This window comes from Pseudacidovorax intermedius (assembly GCF_003350475.1).
Classification (GTDB): domain Bacteria; phylum Pseudomonadota; class Gammaproteobacteria; order Burkholderiales; family Burkholderiaceae_C; genus Xenophilus; species Xenophilus intermedius.
Map to the genome: position 1 here is coordinate 28,836 of NZ_QQAV01000008.1, position 15,514 is coordinate 44,349.

At 71.2% G+C, this 15,514-nt stretch carries 13 protein-coding genes; 9 read left to right on the forward strand and 4 right to left on the reverse strand.

Features of this window, described 5'->3' with window-relative positions:
• The first annotated feature begins 2 nt into the window (after positions 1-2).
• Positions 3-746 (forward strand): IclR family transcriptional regulator, encoded by a 744-nt coding sequence (locus DFR41_RS18540; protein WP_114803830.1) that lies wholly within the window; start codon positions 3-5, stop codon positions 744-746.
• A gap of 76 nt (positions 747-822) precedes the next feature.
• Here the strand turns inward: DFR41_RS18540 and DFR41_RS18545 are convergent, their stop codons facing one another.
• From DFR41_RS18545 to DFR41_RS18560, 4 genes are all read right to left on the reverse strand, one after another.
• Positions 823-2,139 carry a c-type cytochrome gene (locus tag DFR41_RS18545; protein WP_114803831.1) on the reverse strand — a complete coding sequence of 439 codons (1,317 nt, stop codon included), beginning with the start codon at positions 2,137-2,139 and terminating at the stop codon, positions 823-825.
• Positions 2,136-2,843, reverse strand: a complete 708-nt coding sequence (locus DFR41_RS18550; RefSeq protein WP_114803832.1) for a c-type cytochrome — start codon at positions 2,841-2,843, stop codon at positions 2,136-2,138. Before DFR41_RS18550 ends, DFR41_RS18545 begins: the two co-directional genes overlap by 4 nt.
• Before the next feature lie 96 nt (positions 2,844-2,939).
• Positions 2,940-4,073, reverse strand: coding sequence for an HPP family protein (locus DFR41_RS18555; RefSeq protein WP_114803987.1), 1,134 nt, complete (start codon positions 4,071-4,073; stop codon positions 2,940-2,942).
• A gap of 170 nt (positions 4,074-4,243) precedes the next feature.
• Positions 4,244-5,659, reverse strand: coding sequence for a short-chain fatty acyl-CoA regulator family protein (locus tag DFR41_RS18560; RefSeq protein ID WP_114803833.1), 1,416 nt, complete (start codon positions 5,657-5,659; stop codon positions 4,244-4,246).
• Positions 5,660-5,821: 162 nt separating this feature from the next.
• Here DFR41_RS18560 and prpC point away from each other — a divergent pair, with 162 nt between their 5' ends.
• The 8 genes from prpC to DFR41_RS18600 all read left to right on the forward strand — a co-directional run bounded on the left by prpC (position 5,822) and on the right by DFR41_RS18600 (position 15,500).
• Positions 5,822-7,000, forward strand: a complete 1,179-nt coding sequence (gene prpC, locus DFR41_RS18565; RefSeq protein WP_114803834.1) for a bifunctional 2-methylcitrate synthase/citrate synthase — start codon at positions 5,822-5,824, stop codon at positions 6,998-7,000.
• A 110-nt stretch (positions 7,001-7,110) separates the two neighbouring features.
• Entirely contained in the window at positions 7,111-8,088 is a 978-nt protein-coding gene (locus tag DFR41_RS18570; RefSeq protein ID WP_017761495.1) for a tripartite tricarboxylate transporter substrate binding protein, read from the forward strand.
• 80 nt (positions 8,089-8,168) lie between these two features.
• Positions 8,169-10,817: a Fe/S-dependent 2-methylisocitrate dehydratase AcnD gene (gene acnD, locus DFR41_RS18575; protein WP_114803835.1), complete on the forward strand. Its 2,649-nt coding sequence runs from the start codon at positions 8,169-8,171 to the stop codon at positions 10,815-10,817.
• Positions 10,818-10,820: 3 nt separating this feature from the next.
• The gene (prpF, locus tag DFR41_RS18580; RefSeq protein ID WP_114803836.1) at positions 10,821-12,014 is read left to right on the forward strand and encodes a 2-methylaconitate cis-trans isomerase PrpF; all 1,194 of its coding nucleotides are present in this window, start codon (positions 10,821-10,823) and stop codon (positions 12,012-12,014) included.
• 64 nt (positions 12,015-12,078) lie between these two features.
• On the forward strand, positions 12,079-12,939 hold the full coding sequence (locus DFR41_RS18585; protein ID WP_114803837.1) for an isocitrate lyase/PEP mutase family protein: 861 nt from the start codon (positions 12,079-12,081) through the stop codon (positions 12,937-12,939).
• A gap of 12 nt (positions 12,940-12,951) precedes the next feature.
• Entirely contained in the window at positions 12,952-13,920 is a 969-nt protein-coding gene (locus DFR41_RS18590; protein WP_114803838.1) for a DUF4434 domain-containing protein, read from the forward strand.
• A 133-nt stretch (positions 13,921-14,053) separates the two neighbouring features.
• Positions 14,054-15,226 (forward strand): acyl-CoA dehydrogenase family protein, encoded by a 1,173-nt coding sequence (locus tag DFR41_RS18595; RefSeq protein WP_114803839.1) that lies wholly within the window; start codon positions 14,054-14,056, stop codon positions 15,224-15,226.
• Positions 15,227-15,260: 34 nt separating this feature from the next.
• Positions 15,261-15,500, forward strand: coding sequence for an acyl carrier protein (locus DFR41_RS18600; protein WP_017760834.1), 240 nt, complete (start codon positions 15,261-15,263; stop codon positions 15,498-15,500).
• The last annotated feature ends 14 nt before the right edge of the window (positions 15,501-15,514 follow it).

A 15,514-nucleotide genomic window follows, 5' to 3' on the forward strand; every position in this document is an offset into this window, starting at 1 on the left:
GCTTGGACGCAGAAGAAAAATCGGGTGAGGGCGTACGCGCCGTGGAACGTGCCCTGGACATCCTGCTGGCCTTCGGGCCGGGCGACCAGGCGCTGACGGCGGGCGAATTGCTCAAGCGGGTGGACCTGAGCCGGCCCACGCTCTACCGGCTGCTGCGCACGCTGGAGAACAGGGGCTTCATCGTGTCCAGCGGCGAGCCCCAGCGATTTGGATTGGGGGCGTCGGTGGCCCAGTTGGCGCATGTGTGGAGCACCGGCCTCGATGTGGCGGCGCTGGCCCAGCCCATGCTGCAGGCCTTGTGGGCGCAGACGGGCGAAACCGTCGCGCTGCTGCTGCACCAGGGCGATCACCGTGTCTGCGTCGCCGAACTGCCCAGCGCCCAGCCGCTGAGTTTCAAGCGCGGTGTCGGCCACCGCGACGTCGTGGCCCGCGGTGCCAGCGGGCGCGTGATCCTGGCGCATCTGCAGGCACCCGAGGCGCACCTGCCTGCCGGCACTGAGGGCGACGCCCTGCGCCAGCGTCTGCAGCAGGTCCGCGAGCAGGGCTACGAAGTCAGCCGCGACGAGCTCATCAAGGGTGCGGTGGCGGTGGCCGTGCCGGTCTTCCTGGGCGATGGGCGGGTGATCGGCTCATTGGCCGTCTTCGGGCCCAGCGTTCGGGTCGATGCGGCCTGTGTGCGCCGCTTCGTGGAACTGCTCAAGGCACAGTCGGCCCGGCTGTCACAGGCGCTCGGGCGGCGCGGCTGAGGGGCCGACCCGGTCGACCGGCGTCCCAGGAACATCGTGCCGGGAGCGTGGGAGGGACGGTTGGTACGCGCCGTCTCTAGCGCTGCATCACCTCGCGCAGCGTCACCTCCGCCCCCGTGTTGCCCCAGCTGTTGCGCACATAACTCAGCACCGCGGCAATGTCCTCATCGCTCAGCACATGGCCGAAGGGCGGCATGCCGTAGGGACGCGGATTGCCCTCGGTGGCCGGCGGATAGCCGCCGCGCCGCACCACCTGCACCAGGTTCACCGGGTTGGAAAGGTTGATGGCCCGGTTGCCCGCGAGCGGCGGGAAGGCGCCGGGCTCGCCCTGGCCCTGGTCGCCGTGGCACCAGGCGCATTGCTGGGCATAGATCTTCTCGCCGCGGGCCAGCAGCGATTCGTTGCGGCGCGGTGGTTGGGCGGGGGCGGGCTGGACGGGCTGCTGCGGCAGCTCCTTCAGGTACAGCGCCATCGCCTGCAGATCCGCGTCGCTCATGTGCTGCGTGCTGCGGTACACCACCTCGGCCATGGGGCCCAGCACCGAGCCATGCGCGGTGCGGCCGGTCTTGAGCAGCGCCACGATGTCCTGCAGCGGCCAGCCGGCCACGCCCGCCTCATGCGGCGCGTCGAGCGCAGGCGCATACCAGTTCTCGCCCGGCAGCACGCCGCCGGCCAGCCCACGGCTCACATCGGTCGCGCCCAGCGTGTTGCGGGCGCCGTGGCAGGCGATGCAATGGCCCAGGCCCTGCACCAGGTAGGCGCCGCGGTTGTGTTCGGCCGAGCGGCCGGGCTCGGGTACGAACTCGGCCGGCCGGAAAAACAGCGCCCGCCACACGGCCAGCGCGGCCTGCGTGTCGTAGGGAAAGCGCAGCGTGTGCGGCCGGTTGGCCTGCGTCACCGGCGGCAGGCTTTGCAGCCAGGCGAAGAGCGCATCCGAATCCTCGCGCGTGACCTGCGTGAAGCTGGTGTACGGAAAGGCCGGATACAGCAGCCGCCCGTCGCGCGAGCGGCCATGGTGCAGCGCGCGCCAGAAATGGTCGGCGTTCCACTGGCCGAGGCCGGTGAGCGGGTCGGGCGTGAGGTTGCCGGCGTACAGCGTGCCGAAGGGCGTCTCGATGCCGCGGCCGCCCGCATATGCGGCGCCGCCGCGGGCGGTGTGGCAGCCGGCGCAGTTGCCGACGATGGCCAGGTAGCGGCCGCGCTCGAGCTGCGCGGCCGAGGCCGCGGGCGGCGGCAGGTCTTCGCGGATCGGGGCTTCGCCGCGCAGGTTGAGCAGCACCACGGTGGTCGCCAGCGCGGCGAGCACGGCAACCAGGGCCAGTGCGGTCCACACGGCAACGCGTCGAAAGCCGAAGGGGCGGGCTCCGGTCCCGCCAGCAAGGGGCGCGCTCATCGGTGCGCCTCCATGGCGCTGCAGGCCACCGGCAGGCCCGCGGGCAGGGCGTAGGCGGGTACGGCCTTGTAGTTCACCGGCACCGGCTGCGCCGCCAGCCAACCGGCGACCGCGCGGATGTCCTCGCTTTTGAGGCGCCGGCCCACCTCGGCCATGCAGTCGGGCGCCAGGGCGCGCCGGTCGCCCGTGACCCAGGCGCCAAGCTGCGAGGCGATGTACAGCCGCGGCAGCCCCAGCAGTCCCGGGATGCCCGGCTGCACGCCGGTGAGCGCCGGCCCATGGCAGCGCACGCAGGCCGGAATGCCGCGGGCCGCATCGCCATCGACCACCAGCGCCCGGCCGCGTGCCAGCTCGGCGGCCGGCAGGTCGGAGGGAGTAGGTGACGGGTAGGGCAGGTCCAGCCCGGCGAAGTACTCGGCCATCTCGCGCAGGTAGGCGTCGGAGAGCTGGGCCAGCAGGTGGTTCATGTCGGCCTGCTGCCGCCGGCCGTCGCGGAAGCTGCGCAGCTGGTCGTACAGATAGCCCGCCGGCTTGCCTGCCAGCCGCGGGAAGTAGCCGGAATTGGTCGCCAGGCCCTCGCGGCCATGGCAGGTGGTGCAGGCGGCCATGCGGCGCTGCATCTCGTCGGCGGCCTGGGCGCTGGTCGCCGTGCCGGCCAGAAGGGCCAGGACCAGCACGGTCAGGCGGGCACGGCGCGGGCGCATGCCCGATTTCCGCGGCGGGGGCGCCGCCTTCGTTCCGTGGTGTCGTCTCGTCATCGTTGTTGGCTTCATGGTCGACTCCGTGGCTGCGTCGCGCCCTCAACCCGCCGGCCGGGTGGCGCGGTGCAGGGCCCGCACCACGTCCGACTGGGTGATGATGCCCACCAGCCGCTTGTCGGCATCGATCACCGGCAGGTGGTGGTGGCCGGCCTCAGCGAACAGCGGCACCAGCTCGGCGATGCGGCGGTGGCCGCTCACCACGCGCACCTCGCGGGTCATGATCTGGCCGACGGTCTCGGGCTTGTCGGAATGGGTGAGGCCGTCGCGCCGCAGCAGTGTGCGCAGGCGCTCGCCCACGCCTTCGCGCTGCTCCCAGCCGGCATGGCGCAGGAAGTCGGCCCGCGTCAGGATGCCCACCACGCGCTGCGAACGATCCACCACCGGCAGGGCCTTCACGCCCCGTGCGCGCATCAGCGTCCAGGCCTCGTCCAGCGGCGTGCCGAACTGCACCGACGCCGGTTCGGGCGACATCACCTCGGCGCATTGCAGGTGGCCGAAGTTGCGCTCGTAGGCGGCCGATTCGGCGTACTGCAGGATGTTCTGCAGGTCGTCGCTGCTCACGTCCAGCACCTGGTTGTAGTGGGCCAGTGCCGCGTCCAGGTCGGCGGCGGAAAAGCGGCTGCCCGGGGGCGCGGCGGCCGGGGCCTGCGGCGCATGCGGATAGCGCCGCCCCGTGAGGCCGTTGTAGAGCATGCCGGCCAGCACCAGCAGCAGCGAATCGACCAGCATCGGAAAGAGCGCGAAGCCGAAGCCCACGCCGCCCAGCGCCGCCAGCAGCGCCGAGGCGCCGCCCGGCGGATGCAGGCAGCGCAGCGCGAACATCACGGCGATGGCCGCCAGCACCGCCACGGCGCCGGCCCAGGCCGGGTCGGGAATCAGCAACGCGCAGGCGCTGCCCACCAGCGCCGAGATCGTGTTGCCGCCGACCACGGCCCAGGGCTGGGCCAGGGGGCTCGCCGGCACCGCAAACACCAGCACCGCGCTGGCGCCCAGCGGGGCCACCAGCCAGGGGGCGCTCATGCCGGTGCGCAGCGCCCACCAGCGGGCGATCAGGGCCGTGAGCAGGATGCCCAGGCCGGCACCGGCGAAGGCGCGCAGCCGTTCGCGGGCGTCCACCCGGGCGGAGGCGGGACGGAAGCGGGCCGCCAGATCGGCCCAGGAGAGAGATGGCATGGTCACGCAGGCAATGCCGGCGCGCGCGGGTGCCGGCAGGATGAGGCTGGCCGACTCGGAGCGGCCGGTACGGGGCGGTCGTGGCCGCCGCCCGCATCCTACGTGGCGCACGGCTTTGGTGCATCTGCCCGGGCGCTCGCGGGCGACATCGGCCGGCCCTCGGCATGCGATCAGCTGCAACCATAGGGAATGAATTCGGTGCGCTGTTCGTCCACCTTGAGCGGCTGGCCGACGAAGGGAAAGGCGCGCTGCGCGCAGTCGCGCCGCTCGCAGACCTTGCAGCCCATGCCGATGGGCGTGGCGCGCGCCGGGTCCTGCAGGTCCAGTCCATCGGCATAGACCAGGCGAGGCGCATGCCGGATGTCGCAGCCCAGGCCGATGGCGAAGGTCTGGCGCGGGGCGCCCCAGCCGCGGCTGCCGCCAGCCACCGTGCGCGCCACCCACAGGCTGGTGCGGCCGTCGGGCATGCGGGCCAGTTGCGGCAGGATGCGCCCCGGCTGGCTGAAGGCTTCGTACACCGCCCACAGCGGGCAGGTGCCGCCCGTGCGGCTGAAGTGGAAGTGCGTGGCCGACTGCCGCTTGGAGATGTTGCCCGCCCGGTCCACCCGCACGAAGAAGAAGGGCACGCCCGGCGCACCCGGCCGTTGCAGCGTGCTCAGGCGGTGGCAGGCCGTCTCGAAGCCCACGCCGAAGCGCAGCGCCAGCAGGTCGATGTCGTGCCGCAGCCGCTCGGCCGCCTCCAGGTACTCGCCATAGGGCAGCAGCAGCGCGCCGGCGAAGTAGTTGGCCAGGCCGATGCGCGCCAGCCGGCGGGCCGGCGCGTCGGCGTCGAAGGGGGCGTCGGCCGTCAGTGCCGACAGCGTCTCGTCCATCTCCAGGAAGGCCAGCTGCGTCGCCATCTGGAAGGCCTGCTGCGCCGGTGCCAGCAGCGGCGAGAGGGTCAGCGTGCGGCTGGCCGCGTCGTACTGCCGCTTGCCGCCGATGCCGGTTGCATCGGCCTGCGTGACCCGCACGTCGTGCCGCTCGCGCAGGCGCTGCGCCAGCCACGGCGCCATGGCGCCGCCGCGTGCGCGGGTCTGCGCCGCCAGCGACTCGGCCGCGCGGTCCAGCGGATCGAAGTGGTTCTTGTGGGAGAAGAAGAAGTCGCGCACCGCCTCGAAGGGCGTGGCCCGCGGCAATCCGAGTTCGGACGACCGGTCGTCGCCCAGCCGCAGGGCCATGGTCTCCAGCTGGGCCTGCAGGTCGAGTTGACGGCGGTGCAGCGCGACCAGCGCGCGGCCGAGTGCGGGCATCTGGGCGGCCACCTCCTGCATCTCGGGCAGGCTGACCGGCTCGGCCGCATCGGCCAGGGCCTCGCGCAGGCCGGCCACGAGGCGCGCCTCGTCGTCTTCGGAGAAGGCCTGGATGTCGACGCCCAACGTGCGGTTCAGCCGCAGCAGCACTGCCACGGTGAGGGGGCGCTGGTTCTGCTCCAGCTGGTTGAGGTAGCTGGGCGACAGGCCAAGCGCCTGTGCCATCGCGATCTGCGAGAGGCCGCGCTCGGCCCGCAGCTTGCGCAGGCGCACGCCCATGAAGCTCTTCTTCATGCGCGCGGCCTTAAGAAAGCGATTCGCAGGATTCGCAGATTTGCCGATTTCGTTCGCACCGATTCGCCTTTTCAGTCCTGGTGGGAGGGCGTCATTCTGCGTAGATTGCGAAGCCTTGCAAGCTGGCGTTTCGCCGCTGCGCACCGTCAGGAGACCCGCCCCATGAGCCTTGCCACCGCCCTTGCCCCCACGCCGGAAGCCGCGCCCGCCTTCAAGCCCAAGAAGTCCGTCGCGCTTTCCGGCGTGGCCGCTGGCACCACGGCCTTGTGCACGGTGGGCCGCAGCGGCAACGATCTGCACTACCGCGGCTACGACATCCTGGACATCGCCGAGGTCTGCGACTTCGAGGAGATCGCGCACCTGCTGGTGCACGGCACGTTGCCCAACCGCGCAGAACTGGCGGCCTACAAGACGCGGCTGAGGGCCCTGCGCGGCCTGCCCGCCAGCGTGAAGGCCGCCCTGGAGCGCCTGCCCGCCGCCGCCCATCCCATGGACGTGATGCGCACCGGCGTCTCGGCCCTGGGCTGCGTGTTGCCCGAGAAGGACGGCCACGGCGCCGCCGGCGCCCGCGACATCGCCGACCGCCTGCTGGCCTGCCTGGGCTCGATGCTGCTGTACTGGCACCACTGGAGCACCAACGGCCGGCGCATCGAGGTCGAGACCGACGACGACGCCATCGCCGGCCACTTCCTGCACCTGCTGCACGGCCAACGCCCGGGAGAGGCGTGGGTGCGCGCCATGCACACCTCGCTCAACCTCTATGCCGAGCATGAGTTCAACGCCAGCACCTTTGCCGCGCGGGTCATCGCGGGCACGGGCAGCGACATGTACTCCTGCATCGCCGGTGCCATCGGCGCGCTGCGCGGCCCCAGGCATGGCGGGGCGAACGAAGTCGCCTTCGAGGTGCAGCAGCGCTATGCCACGCCGGACGAGGCCGAGGCCGACATCCGCCGGCGGGTGGACGCGAAGGAGGTCGTGATCGGCTTTGGCCACCCGGTCTACACCGTGGCCGATCCGCGCAACGCCGTCATCAAGGGCGTGGCGCGGCGGCTGTCGCAGCAGGCCGGCGATCTGCGGCTGTTCGACATCGCCGAACGGCTGGAGTCGGTCATGTGGCAGGCCAAGCGCATGTTCCCCAACCTCGACTGGTTCAGCGCCGTGAGTTACCACCGCATGGGCGTGCCCACAGCCATGTTCACGCCGCTGTTCGTCATCGCCCGCACCAGCGGCTGGGCGGCCCATGTGATCGAGCAGCGGCAGGACAACAAGATCATCCGGCCCAGCGCGGTCTACACCGGCCCCGAGGACCGGACCTTCGTGCCGCTGGATCAGCGGGGCTGAGCGATGGCCCTCATGCGCGCGATCCGCGCAGGTTCCCGTCAGGTTGAGACGCCGACCATCCCGCGCCCGGCTGGCTGCATGGTGCGGCCCGCCAACCTGGAGACATCTTCGTGACCCTCAATCGCCGCCTCTTCAACACCGGACTCGCCAGCCTGGCCCTGCCGCTCGGCTTCGACGCCGCCGCGCAGGACGGCTATCCCAACAAGCCGATCCGCATCGTGTGCCCCTTCGCCCCGGGCGGCGGCTCGGACTTCATCGCCCGTGTGGGCTCCAACCTGCTGGCCAAGGGCGTGGGCCAGTCGGTGATCGTCGACAACCGGCCCGGCGCCGGCGGCACGCTGGGGACGGACTACGCGCTGCACCAGCCCGCGGACGGCTACACGTTGCTGCTGGTGGCGGGCAGCTACACGGTCAACCCGGCGCTGTACAAGCTCAAGTTCGACCCGGTGGCCGACATCACGCCGGTGATCCAGCTGTCCAAAGGCGCCTACGTGCTGTGCATCAACCCCAACAAGGTGCCGGCCAAGAACATGGCGGAGCTGCTGGATTACATGCGCAAGAACCCCGGCAAGCTGAGCTTCGCCTCGGCCGGCAACGGCAGCCACCTGCACATCACGACCGAATACCTGTTCGGCATGGCCAAGGTCAAGGGCACGCACATTCCCTACAAGGGCACCGGCCCGGCCGTGACCGACCTGGTGGCCGGCAACGTGGACCTGCTGGTCGCCGGCACCGAGGCGCTGATGCCGCATGTGAAGGCCGGCAAGCTGCGCGCCCTGGGCGTGACCACGGCACAGCGTCTGGCGGCCTACCCGGACCTGCCCGCCATCGCCGAAGCCGGCTTGCCCGATTACGACGTGGTGGCCTGGCACGGTCTGATCGCGCCCAAGAACCTGCCGCCCGCGGTGCTGGCCAAGATCAACGGCGCCATCAACACCGGCCTGAAGGCGCCCGAGCTGGTCGCGCAGCTGGAGCCCACGGGCGTCTCGCCCGCGGGTGGCACGCCAGAGCAGTTCGGCGCGCTGATCAAGGCCGAGATCCCGCGCTACGCCAAGGTGGCGCGCGACAACAACATCCAGGCCCAGTAAAAACCGGTCGGCCGGCGCCGGCCCCCGGCCTTCTTTTGCAACGCGGCGGCGCACCTAGGCGCCGCCCGCTCCACGCTCCCATGAACCGTCTTCACCGCCAGCCGCTTGCCGGTACCGATCTGCATTTCTACGACGCCCGCGCCGCCATCGAGGCGCTGCAGCCCGGCGCCTGGGCCCGGCTGCCCTACACCGCGCGGGTGCATGCCGAGAACCTGGTGCGGCGTGCCGACCCGGCGCGCCTCGACGACTACCTGCGCCAGCTGATCGAACGCCGCCGCGACCTGGACTTTCCCTGGTACCCCGCGCGTGTGGTGTGCCACGACATCCTGGGCCAGACCGCGCTGGTGGACCTGGCCGGCCTGCGCGATGCCATCGCGGCCGAAGGCGGCGATCCGGCGGCGGTGAACCCGGTGGTGCCGGTGCAGCTGATCGTGGACCATTCGCTGGCCGTGGAGTGCGGCGGTTTCGACCCCGAGGCTTTCGCCAGGAACCGCGCCATCGAGGACCGCCGCAACGAGGACCGCTTCCACTTCATCGAGTGGACCAAGCGGGCCTTCGACAACGTGCAGGTGATCCCGGCGGGCAACGGGATCATGCACCAGATCAACCTGGAGAAGATGTCCCCGGTGGTGGCCGTGCAGGACGGCGTGGCCTATGCCGACACCTGCGTGGGCACCGACAGCCATACGCCGCACGTCGATGCGCTGGGTGTGATCGCCGTAGGCGTGGGCGGCCTGGAGGCGGAGAACGTGATGCTGGGCCGCGCCTCGTGGATGCGCCTGCCCGACATCGTCGGCGTGGAACTGGTCGGCGAGCGCCAGCCGGGCATCACCGCCACCGACATCGTGCTGGCGCTCACCGAGTTCCTGCGCCAGCAGAAGGTGGTGGGCGCGTATGTGGAGTTCTTCGGCGAGGGCGCGGCGCGCCTGTCCATCGGCGACCGCGCCACCATCTCCAACATGTGCCCCGAGTACGGCGCCACCGCCGCGCTCTTCGCCATCGACGAGCAGACGCTGGACTACCTTCGCCTGACCGGCCGCGAGCCGGCGCAGGTGCAACTGGTGGAGGCCTATGCCAGGGTCGCCGGCTTGTGGGCCGACACGCTGGCAGAGGTCGAGTACGAGCGCGTGCTGCGCTTTGACATCGCAACGGTGGAGCGCAACCTGGCCGGCCCCTCCAACCCGCACCGCCGCCTGCCGGCGCGTGCCCTGGCCGAGCGCGGCATCGCCGATGCAGCCAAGCTGGCGGCCGGCCGGGCCGACGAGGCCGCGGGCCGCCTGCCCGATGGCGCCGTGGTCATCGCCGCCATCACCAGCTGCACCAACACCAGCAATCCGCGCAACGTCATCGCCGCCGCGCTGCTGGCGCGCAATGCCAATGCCCATGGCCTGCTGCGCAAGCCTTGGGTCAAGACCTCGCTGGCGCCCGGCTCCAGGGCCGTGGAGCTCTACCTGCAGGACGCCGGCCTGCTCGGCGAACTGGAGCGGCTGGGTTTCGGCATCGTGGCCTTCGCCTGCACCACCTGCAACGGCATGAGCGGTGCGCTCGACCCCGCCATCCAGCAGGAGATCGTCGACCGCGACCTCTACGCCACCGCCGTGCTGTCGGGCAACCGCAATTTCGACGGCCGCATCCATCCGTATGCCAAGCAGGCCTTCCTGGCCTCGCCGCCGCTGGTGGTGGCCTATGCCATTGCCGGCACCATCCGCTTCGACATCGAGCGCGACGTGCTCGGCACCGATGGGCAGGGGCGCGAACTGCGCCTGGCCGACCTTTGGCCCAGCGACGAGGAGATCGACGCCGTGGTCGCGGCGAGCGTCAAGCCCGAGCAGTTCCGCCGCGTGTATGAGCCCATGTTCGCCATCCGCGCCGAGGGCGAGGCGCGCACGAGCCCGCAGTACGACTGGCGCCCGCATTCCACCTACATCCGCCGCCCGCCCTACTGGGACACCGAGGGCATGGGCGCCCTCGCGGCCCAGCCGCGCACGCTGCGCGGCATGCGGCCGCTGGCCCTGCTGCCGGACAACATCACCACCGATCACCTGTCGCCCTCGAACGCCATCCTGGCCGACAGCGCGGCCGGCGAATACCTGGCCCGCATGGGCCTGCCGGAGGAGGACTTCAACTCCTACGCCACGCACCGCGGCGACCACCTCACGGCCATGCGTGCCACCTTCGCCAATCCGCAGCTGGTCAACGAGATGGCCGTGGTCGATGGCGAGGTCAAGAAGGGATCGCTCGCCCGCATCGAGCCCGAGGGCCGCGTGGTGCGCATGTGGGAGGCCATCGAGACCTACCTGCAGCGCCGCCAGCCGCTGGTGGTCATCGCTGGCGCCGACTACGGCCAGGGCTCCAGCCGCGACTGGGCGGCCAAGGGCGTGCGCCTGGCTGGCGTGGAGACGGTGGTGGCCGAGGGTTTCGAGCGCATCCACCGCACCAACCTGATCGGCATGGGCGTGCTGCCGCTGGAGTTCCTGCCCGGCACCACGCGGCTGACGCTGGGGTTGAATGGCACGGAGACCTACGACGTGGAGGGCGAGCGCGTGCCCGGTGCGCAGTGGGATCTCATCGTTCATCGCCGCAACGGCGAGCTGCTGCGCGTGCCGGTGCGCTGCCGGCTGGACACGGCCGAGGAAGTGTCGGTCTACGAAGCCGGCGGCGTGCTGCAGCGCTTTGCGCAGGACTTCCTGGCGGGGCAGACTGCACGCCTTCAACCGACCGCCCGCTGAACCATGCCCGCCCATCAGATCAAGATCCCCGCCACCTACATGCGCGGTGGCACCAGCAAGGGCGTGTTCTTCCGCCTGCAGGACCTGCCCGAACGCGCCCGCACGCCCGGCCCCGCGCGCGACGCGCTGCTGATGCGCGTGATCGGCAGCCCCGACCCCTACGGCAAGCAGACCGACGGCATGGGCGGCGCCACCTCCAGCACCAGCAAGGTCGTCATCCTGTCGAAGAGCGCGCGCCCCGGCCATGACGTGGACTACCTCTTCGGCCAGGTCGCCATCGACAGCGCCTTCGTCGACTGGTCGGGCAACTGCGGCAACCTGTCGGCGGCAGTCGGGCCCTTCGCCATCGCGGCGGGCCTGGTCGATGCGTCGCGCGTGCCAGCGGAAGGCGCCTGCACCGTGCGCATCTGGCAGGCCAACATCGGCAAGACCATCGTGGCCCATGTGCCCATGGCGGACGGCCAGGTGCAGGAGACGGGCGACTTCGAGCTCGACGGCGTGACCTTCCCGGCCGCCGAGGTGCCGCTCGAATTCCTGGACCCGGCGGAGGAAGGCGAGGGCGGCGCGATGTTCCCGACCGGCCGGGTGGTCGACCAGCTCGACGTGCCCGGTGTCGGCACCCTCGCGGCCACGCTGATCAACGCCGGCATCCCCACCATCTTCCTCAGCGCCGCCGAGCTGGGCTATACCGGCACCGAGTTGCAGCCCGCCATCAATGGCGACGCCGCCGCGCTGGCGCGCTTCGAGACGATCCGCGCCTGGGGCGCCGTGCGCATGGGCCTGATCCGCGATGTGGCCGAGGCCGCTACGCGGCAGCACACGCCCAAGGTCGCCTTCGTGGCGCCGCCGCAGGACTACGTGGCCTCCAGCGGCAAGGCGGTGCGCGCGGCCGACATCGACCTGCTGGTGCGTGCGCTCTCCATGGGCAAGCTGCACCACGCCATGATGGGTACGGCGGCCGTGGCCATCGGCACTGCGGCGGCCATTCCGGGCACGCTCGTCAACCTTGCGGCCGGGGGCGGCGAACGCAGCGCCGTGCGCTTCGGCCATCCCTCTGGTCTACTGCGGGTCGGCGCCGAGGCGCGGCAGGTCGATGGGCCGGCCGGGCCGCAATGGCAGGTCACCAAGGCCCTCATGAGCCGAAGCGCCCGTGTGCTCATGGAAGGCTGGGTGCGCGTGCCCGGCGACTGTTTCTGAACCGGACGGCCAGGGTGGGCCCGGCATTGCCGGGCGGCCCCCGACCGTCGAACCCCTTGCTTGCATGTCCACTCGCAAACAACTCAAGACCCTGGTCGAGGCCCGCCGCGGCGTGCTCGTGCCGGGGGCCTTCAATGCCCTCTCGGCCCGCGTGATCGAAGACCTCGGCTTCGAGGCGATCTACGTCACCGGCGCCGGCGTCACCAACATGTGGTTCGGCATGCCCGACCAGGGCTTCATGGGCCTGGCCGAGATCGCCGACCACACGGCGCGCATCCGCGATGCGGTGTCGCTGCCGCTGATCGTCGATGCCGACACCGGCTTCGGCAATGCGCTCAACGTCTACCACACGGTGCGCACCCTGGAGCGTGCCGGCGCCGACTGCATCCAGCTGGAGGACCAGGTCGCGCCCAAGCGCTGTGGCCACTTCTCGGGCAAGGAGGTCATCAGCACCGAAGAGGCCGTTAGCAAGATCAAGGCGGCCGTCGATGCGCGCCGCGATGCCGACCTGATGATCCTGGCCCGCACCGACGCGGCCGCCACGCACGGCTTCGAGGCCGCGGTGGAGCGGGCGCAGCAGTTTGCCGAGGCCGGGGCCGACATCCTCTTCGTCGAGGCCGTGACGAAGGCCGACGAGGTGCGCGCCCTGCCGCAGCGCCTGGCCAAGCCCCAGCTGATGAACATGGTGATCGGCGGCAAGACGCCCATCTTCAATGCCGACCAGCTCGGCGAGCTGGGTTACGGCATCGTGCTGTACGCCAATGCCGCGCTGCAAGGTGCGGTGATGGGCATGCAGAAGACCCTGACCGTGCTGCGCGACCAAAAGGAAGTGCAGGAGTCCAGCGGGCTGGTCGCGCCCTTCGCGGAGCGCCAGCGCCTGGTGGGCAAGCCCGGCTGGGACGCGCTCGAAAAGCGCTACACCTGAGCGGGCGACACGATGCCCACCCGACGTTCCTGGCTCGGCGCCGCGGGCGCCGCGGCAGCCCTGCTGGCAGCCGGCTGCGCGCCCGCGCCGATGCGCCTGGACGGCACCTTCCTGCAGCCCTGGCGCAGCCACGAGGCGCTGTCGCTCGAGGAGTGGCAGCGCCGCCTGCGCGTGACGCGCGAGCTGGGCTGCCGCGAGGTGGTCGTCCAGTGGATGGGCCTGTACGGTGGCGCCAACGACTGGATGCTGCCGCCCGCGCTGCTGCAGATGCTGTTCGACGAAGCGGCGCGCCAGGGCATGGGCGTGCGCCTGGGCCTGCCTTACGACGAGCGCTGGTGGACCACGCTGGGTGCGAAGCAGCCGGAGGCGCTGCCGGCCTTCCTGGATCAGACGCGCGAGCGCAGCCTGGCGGCCATGCGCACCGAGCCGTGGCCCGGGCATGCCGCCTTCCGCGGTTGGTACCTGCCCTACGAGATCGACCAGTACAACTGGGCCACGCCCGAGCGCCGGCGCCTGCTCACGGCCTGGCTGCGCGAGCTGGCGGCCGAGCCGCCCCGGCGCGGGCAGCCGCGCCTGGCCGTCTCCACCTTCTACAGCCGCCTGCCCACGCCAGGCTCGCTGGATGGCCTGTGGGCCGAGATCCTGGACGCGGCGCCGCTGCGGCCCATGCTGCAGGATGGCGTGGGCGTGGCCGGCATGGGCAACTATGCGGGGCTGGAGCCGCTGCGCCGCCTGCTGCGCCAGCGTGGCGTCGCCTTCGACCTGATCGTGGAGCTGTTCGAGCAGTTGCCCAACCCGCCCGGACAGCCCGACGGCTTTCGCGCCCGGGCCGCCACGCTGGAACGCGTGCGCGCCCAGCTGGAGGTGGCGCGCACCTACGGCGCCGAGCATGTGCTCGCCTTCGCCATCGACCCCTGGCTGCTCGGCGACACGCCCGAGGCCAAGAAGCTGCTGCGCGACTGGCGCGGCGGCGACGCCTGAAAAAAGCGTCCGCGCGTGGCCGATGTCACACCGGGCGCGCCCGCGTCAGGTGGTGGTCACGCCGGCTCCGCAAAGCTTGCGAAAAGTGAACATATACTAAAAATGTATCAACATTCGCAAGTTGTGGACGGGCATGAAGGCCGCTGAATCGTTGTCTGCAGCGGCCTCCGTGGAGGACGCCACATCCCGTGCGGCCCAGCTGGCCGCCGCCCATGCCGATGCCGTCGACCGCGAGGGCCGGCTGCCCACCGAGGTGCTCGACGCCCTGCGGGCGGAAGGGCTCCTGGGCCTGCTGGTGCCCACCCGTCACGGCGGCCCCGGGCTGCCGCTGCGCACCGTGGTCAACGTCTGCCGGCGCCTGTCCGAGGCCTGCGCTTCGACCGGCCTGATCTACGCCATGCACCAGTCGCAGTCGGCCGTGGCCATCCAGCATGCGCAGAACAGCGACTGGCTGCAGGGCCTGCTGGCGCGCATGGCGTCCGGGCAGTGGCTGGTGGCCTCGGCCACCACCGAAGGCGCCACCGGCGGTGCCATCCGCTCCAGCGCCTGCTTCCTCGACCCGCAGACGGATGGCCATCTGCGGCTGCGCAAGAACGGCGCCGTCATCTCCTATGCGCCTGCGGCCGACGTCTTCCTGGTGAGCGCCCGCCGCGCCGAGGACGCCGCGCCCACCGACCAGCGGCTGGTGGCCGTGCTCAGGGACCAGATCCAGCTGCACGCCCACGCGCCGTGGAACCCCATGGGCATGCGCGGCGCCCGCACCGACCGCTACGACCTGGTGGCCGACTGCGGGCCGGAGCAGGTCTATGCCGAGCCGTTCTCGGTGCACATGTCGCAGACCATGCTGCCCACCTCGCACCTGCTGCTGGGCGCCGTGTGGCTGGGCATCGCCGTGTCGGCGCTGGGCCGGGCCCGTGCCTTTCTGCGTCATCGCAACCGTGGCGGCGCGCCGCTCAACCCCATCGCCAACCTGCGCCTGGCCGAGGGCGAGACGCTGGTGCAGCAGTTCCGCGGCACGCTCGCCGCCTGCATGGCGCTCTACGAGGACGCCGACGGCCCGCAGACCGCCACCGAGCGCATGGTCAGCTACAACGCGCTGAAGGTCGGCGCCTCGGAGCTGGTGGTGCGCGTGACCGACATTGCGCTGCGCATCTGCGGCATCCAGGGCTACATGGAGCCGGGCGAGTTCTACCTGAGCCGCCACATCCGCGACGCGCATGCTGCGGCGGTGATGGTCAACGACGACCGCATCCTGGGCAGCCTTTCCACCGTGGTGCTGGGCGTGCCGCTCAACCGCGACCTTTGAACATCGAGGCCCCGCGCCTCCGCCTTTTCCATCCATGACCACGCCTGCCGAGATCGAACAACAACTCATCGCCCTGATCCAGTCCGCCATCCTCAAGAAGGTGGACCCGGAGGTGCCCCTGCTCGAATCCGGCCTGCTCGATTCTGTGGCCGCCGTCGAGTTGATGCTGGCCATCGAGAGCCGCTTCGGCTGCACGGTGCCCATCACCGAGGCGCAGGAGCATCTTTACTCGGTGCGCACGCTGACCGACTTCGTGGTCGCCAACGCAGCCTGAGGCCTGCCCCGCCC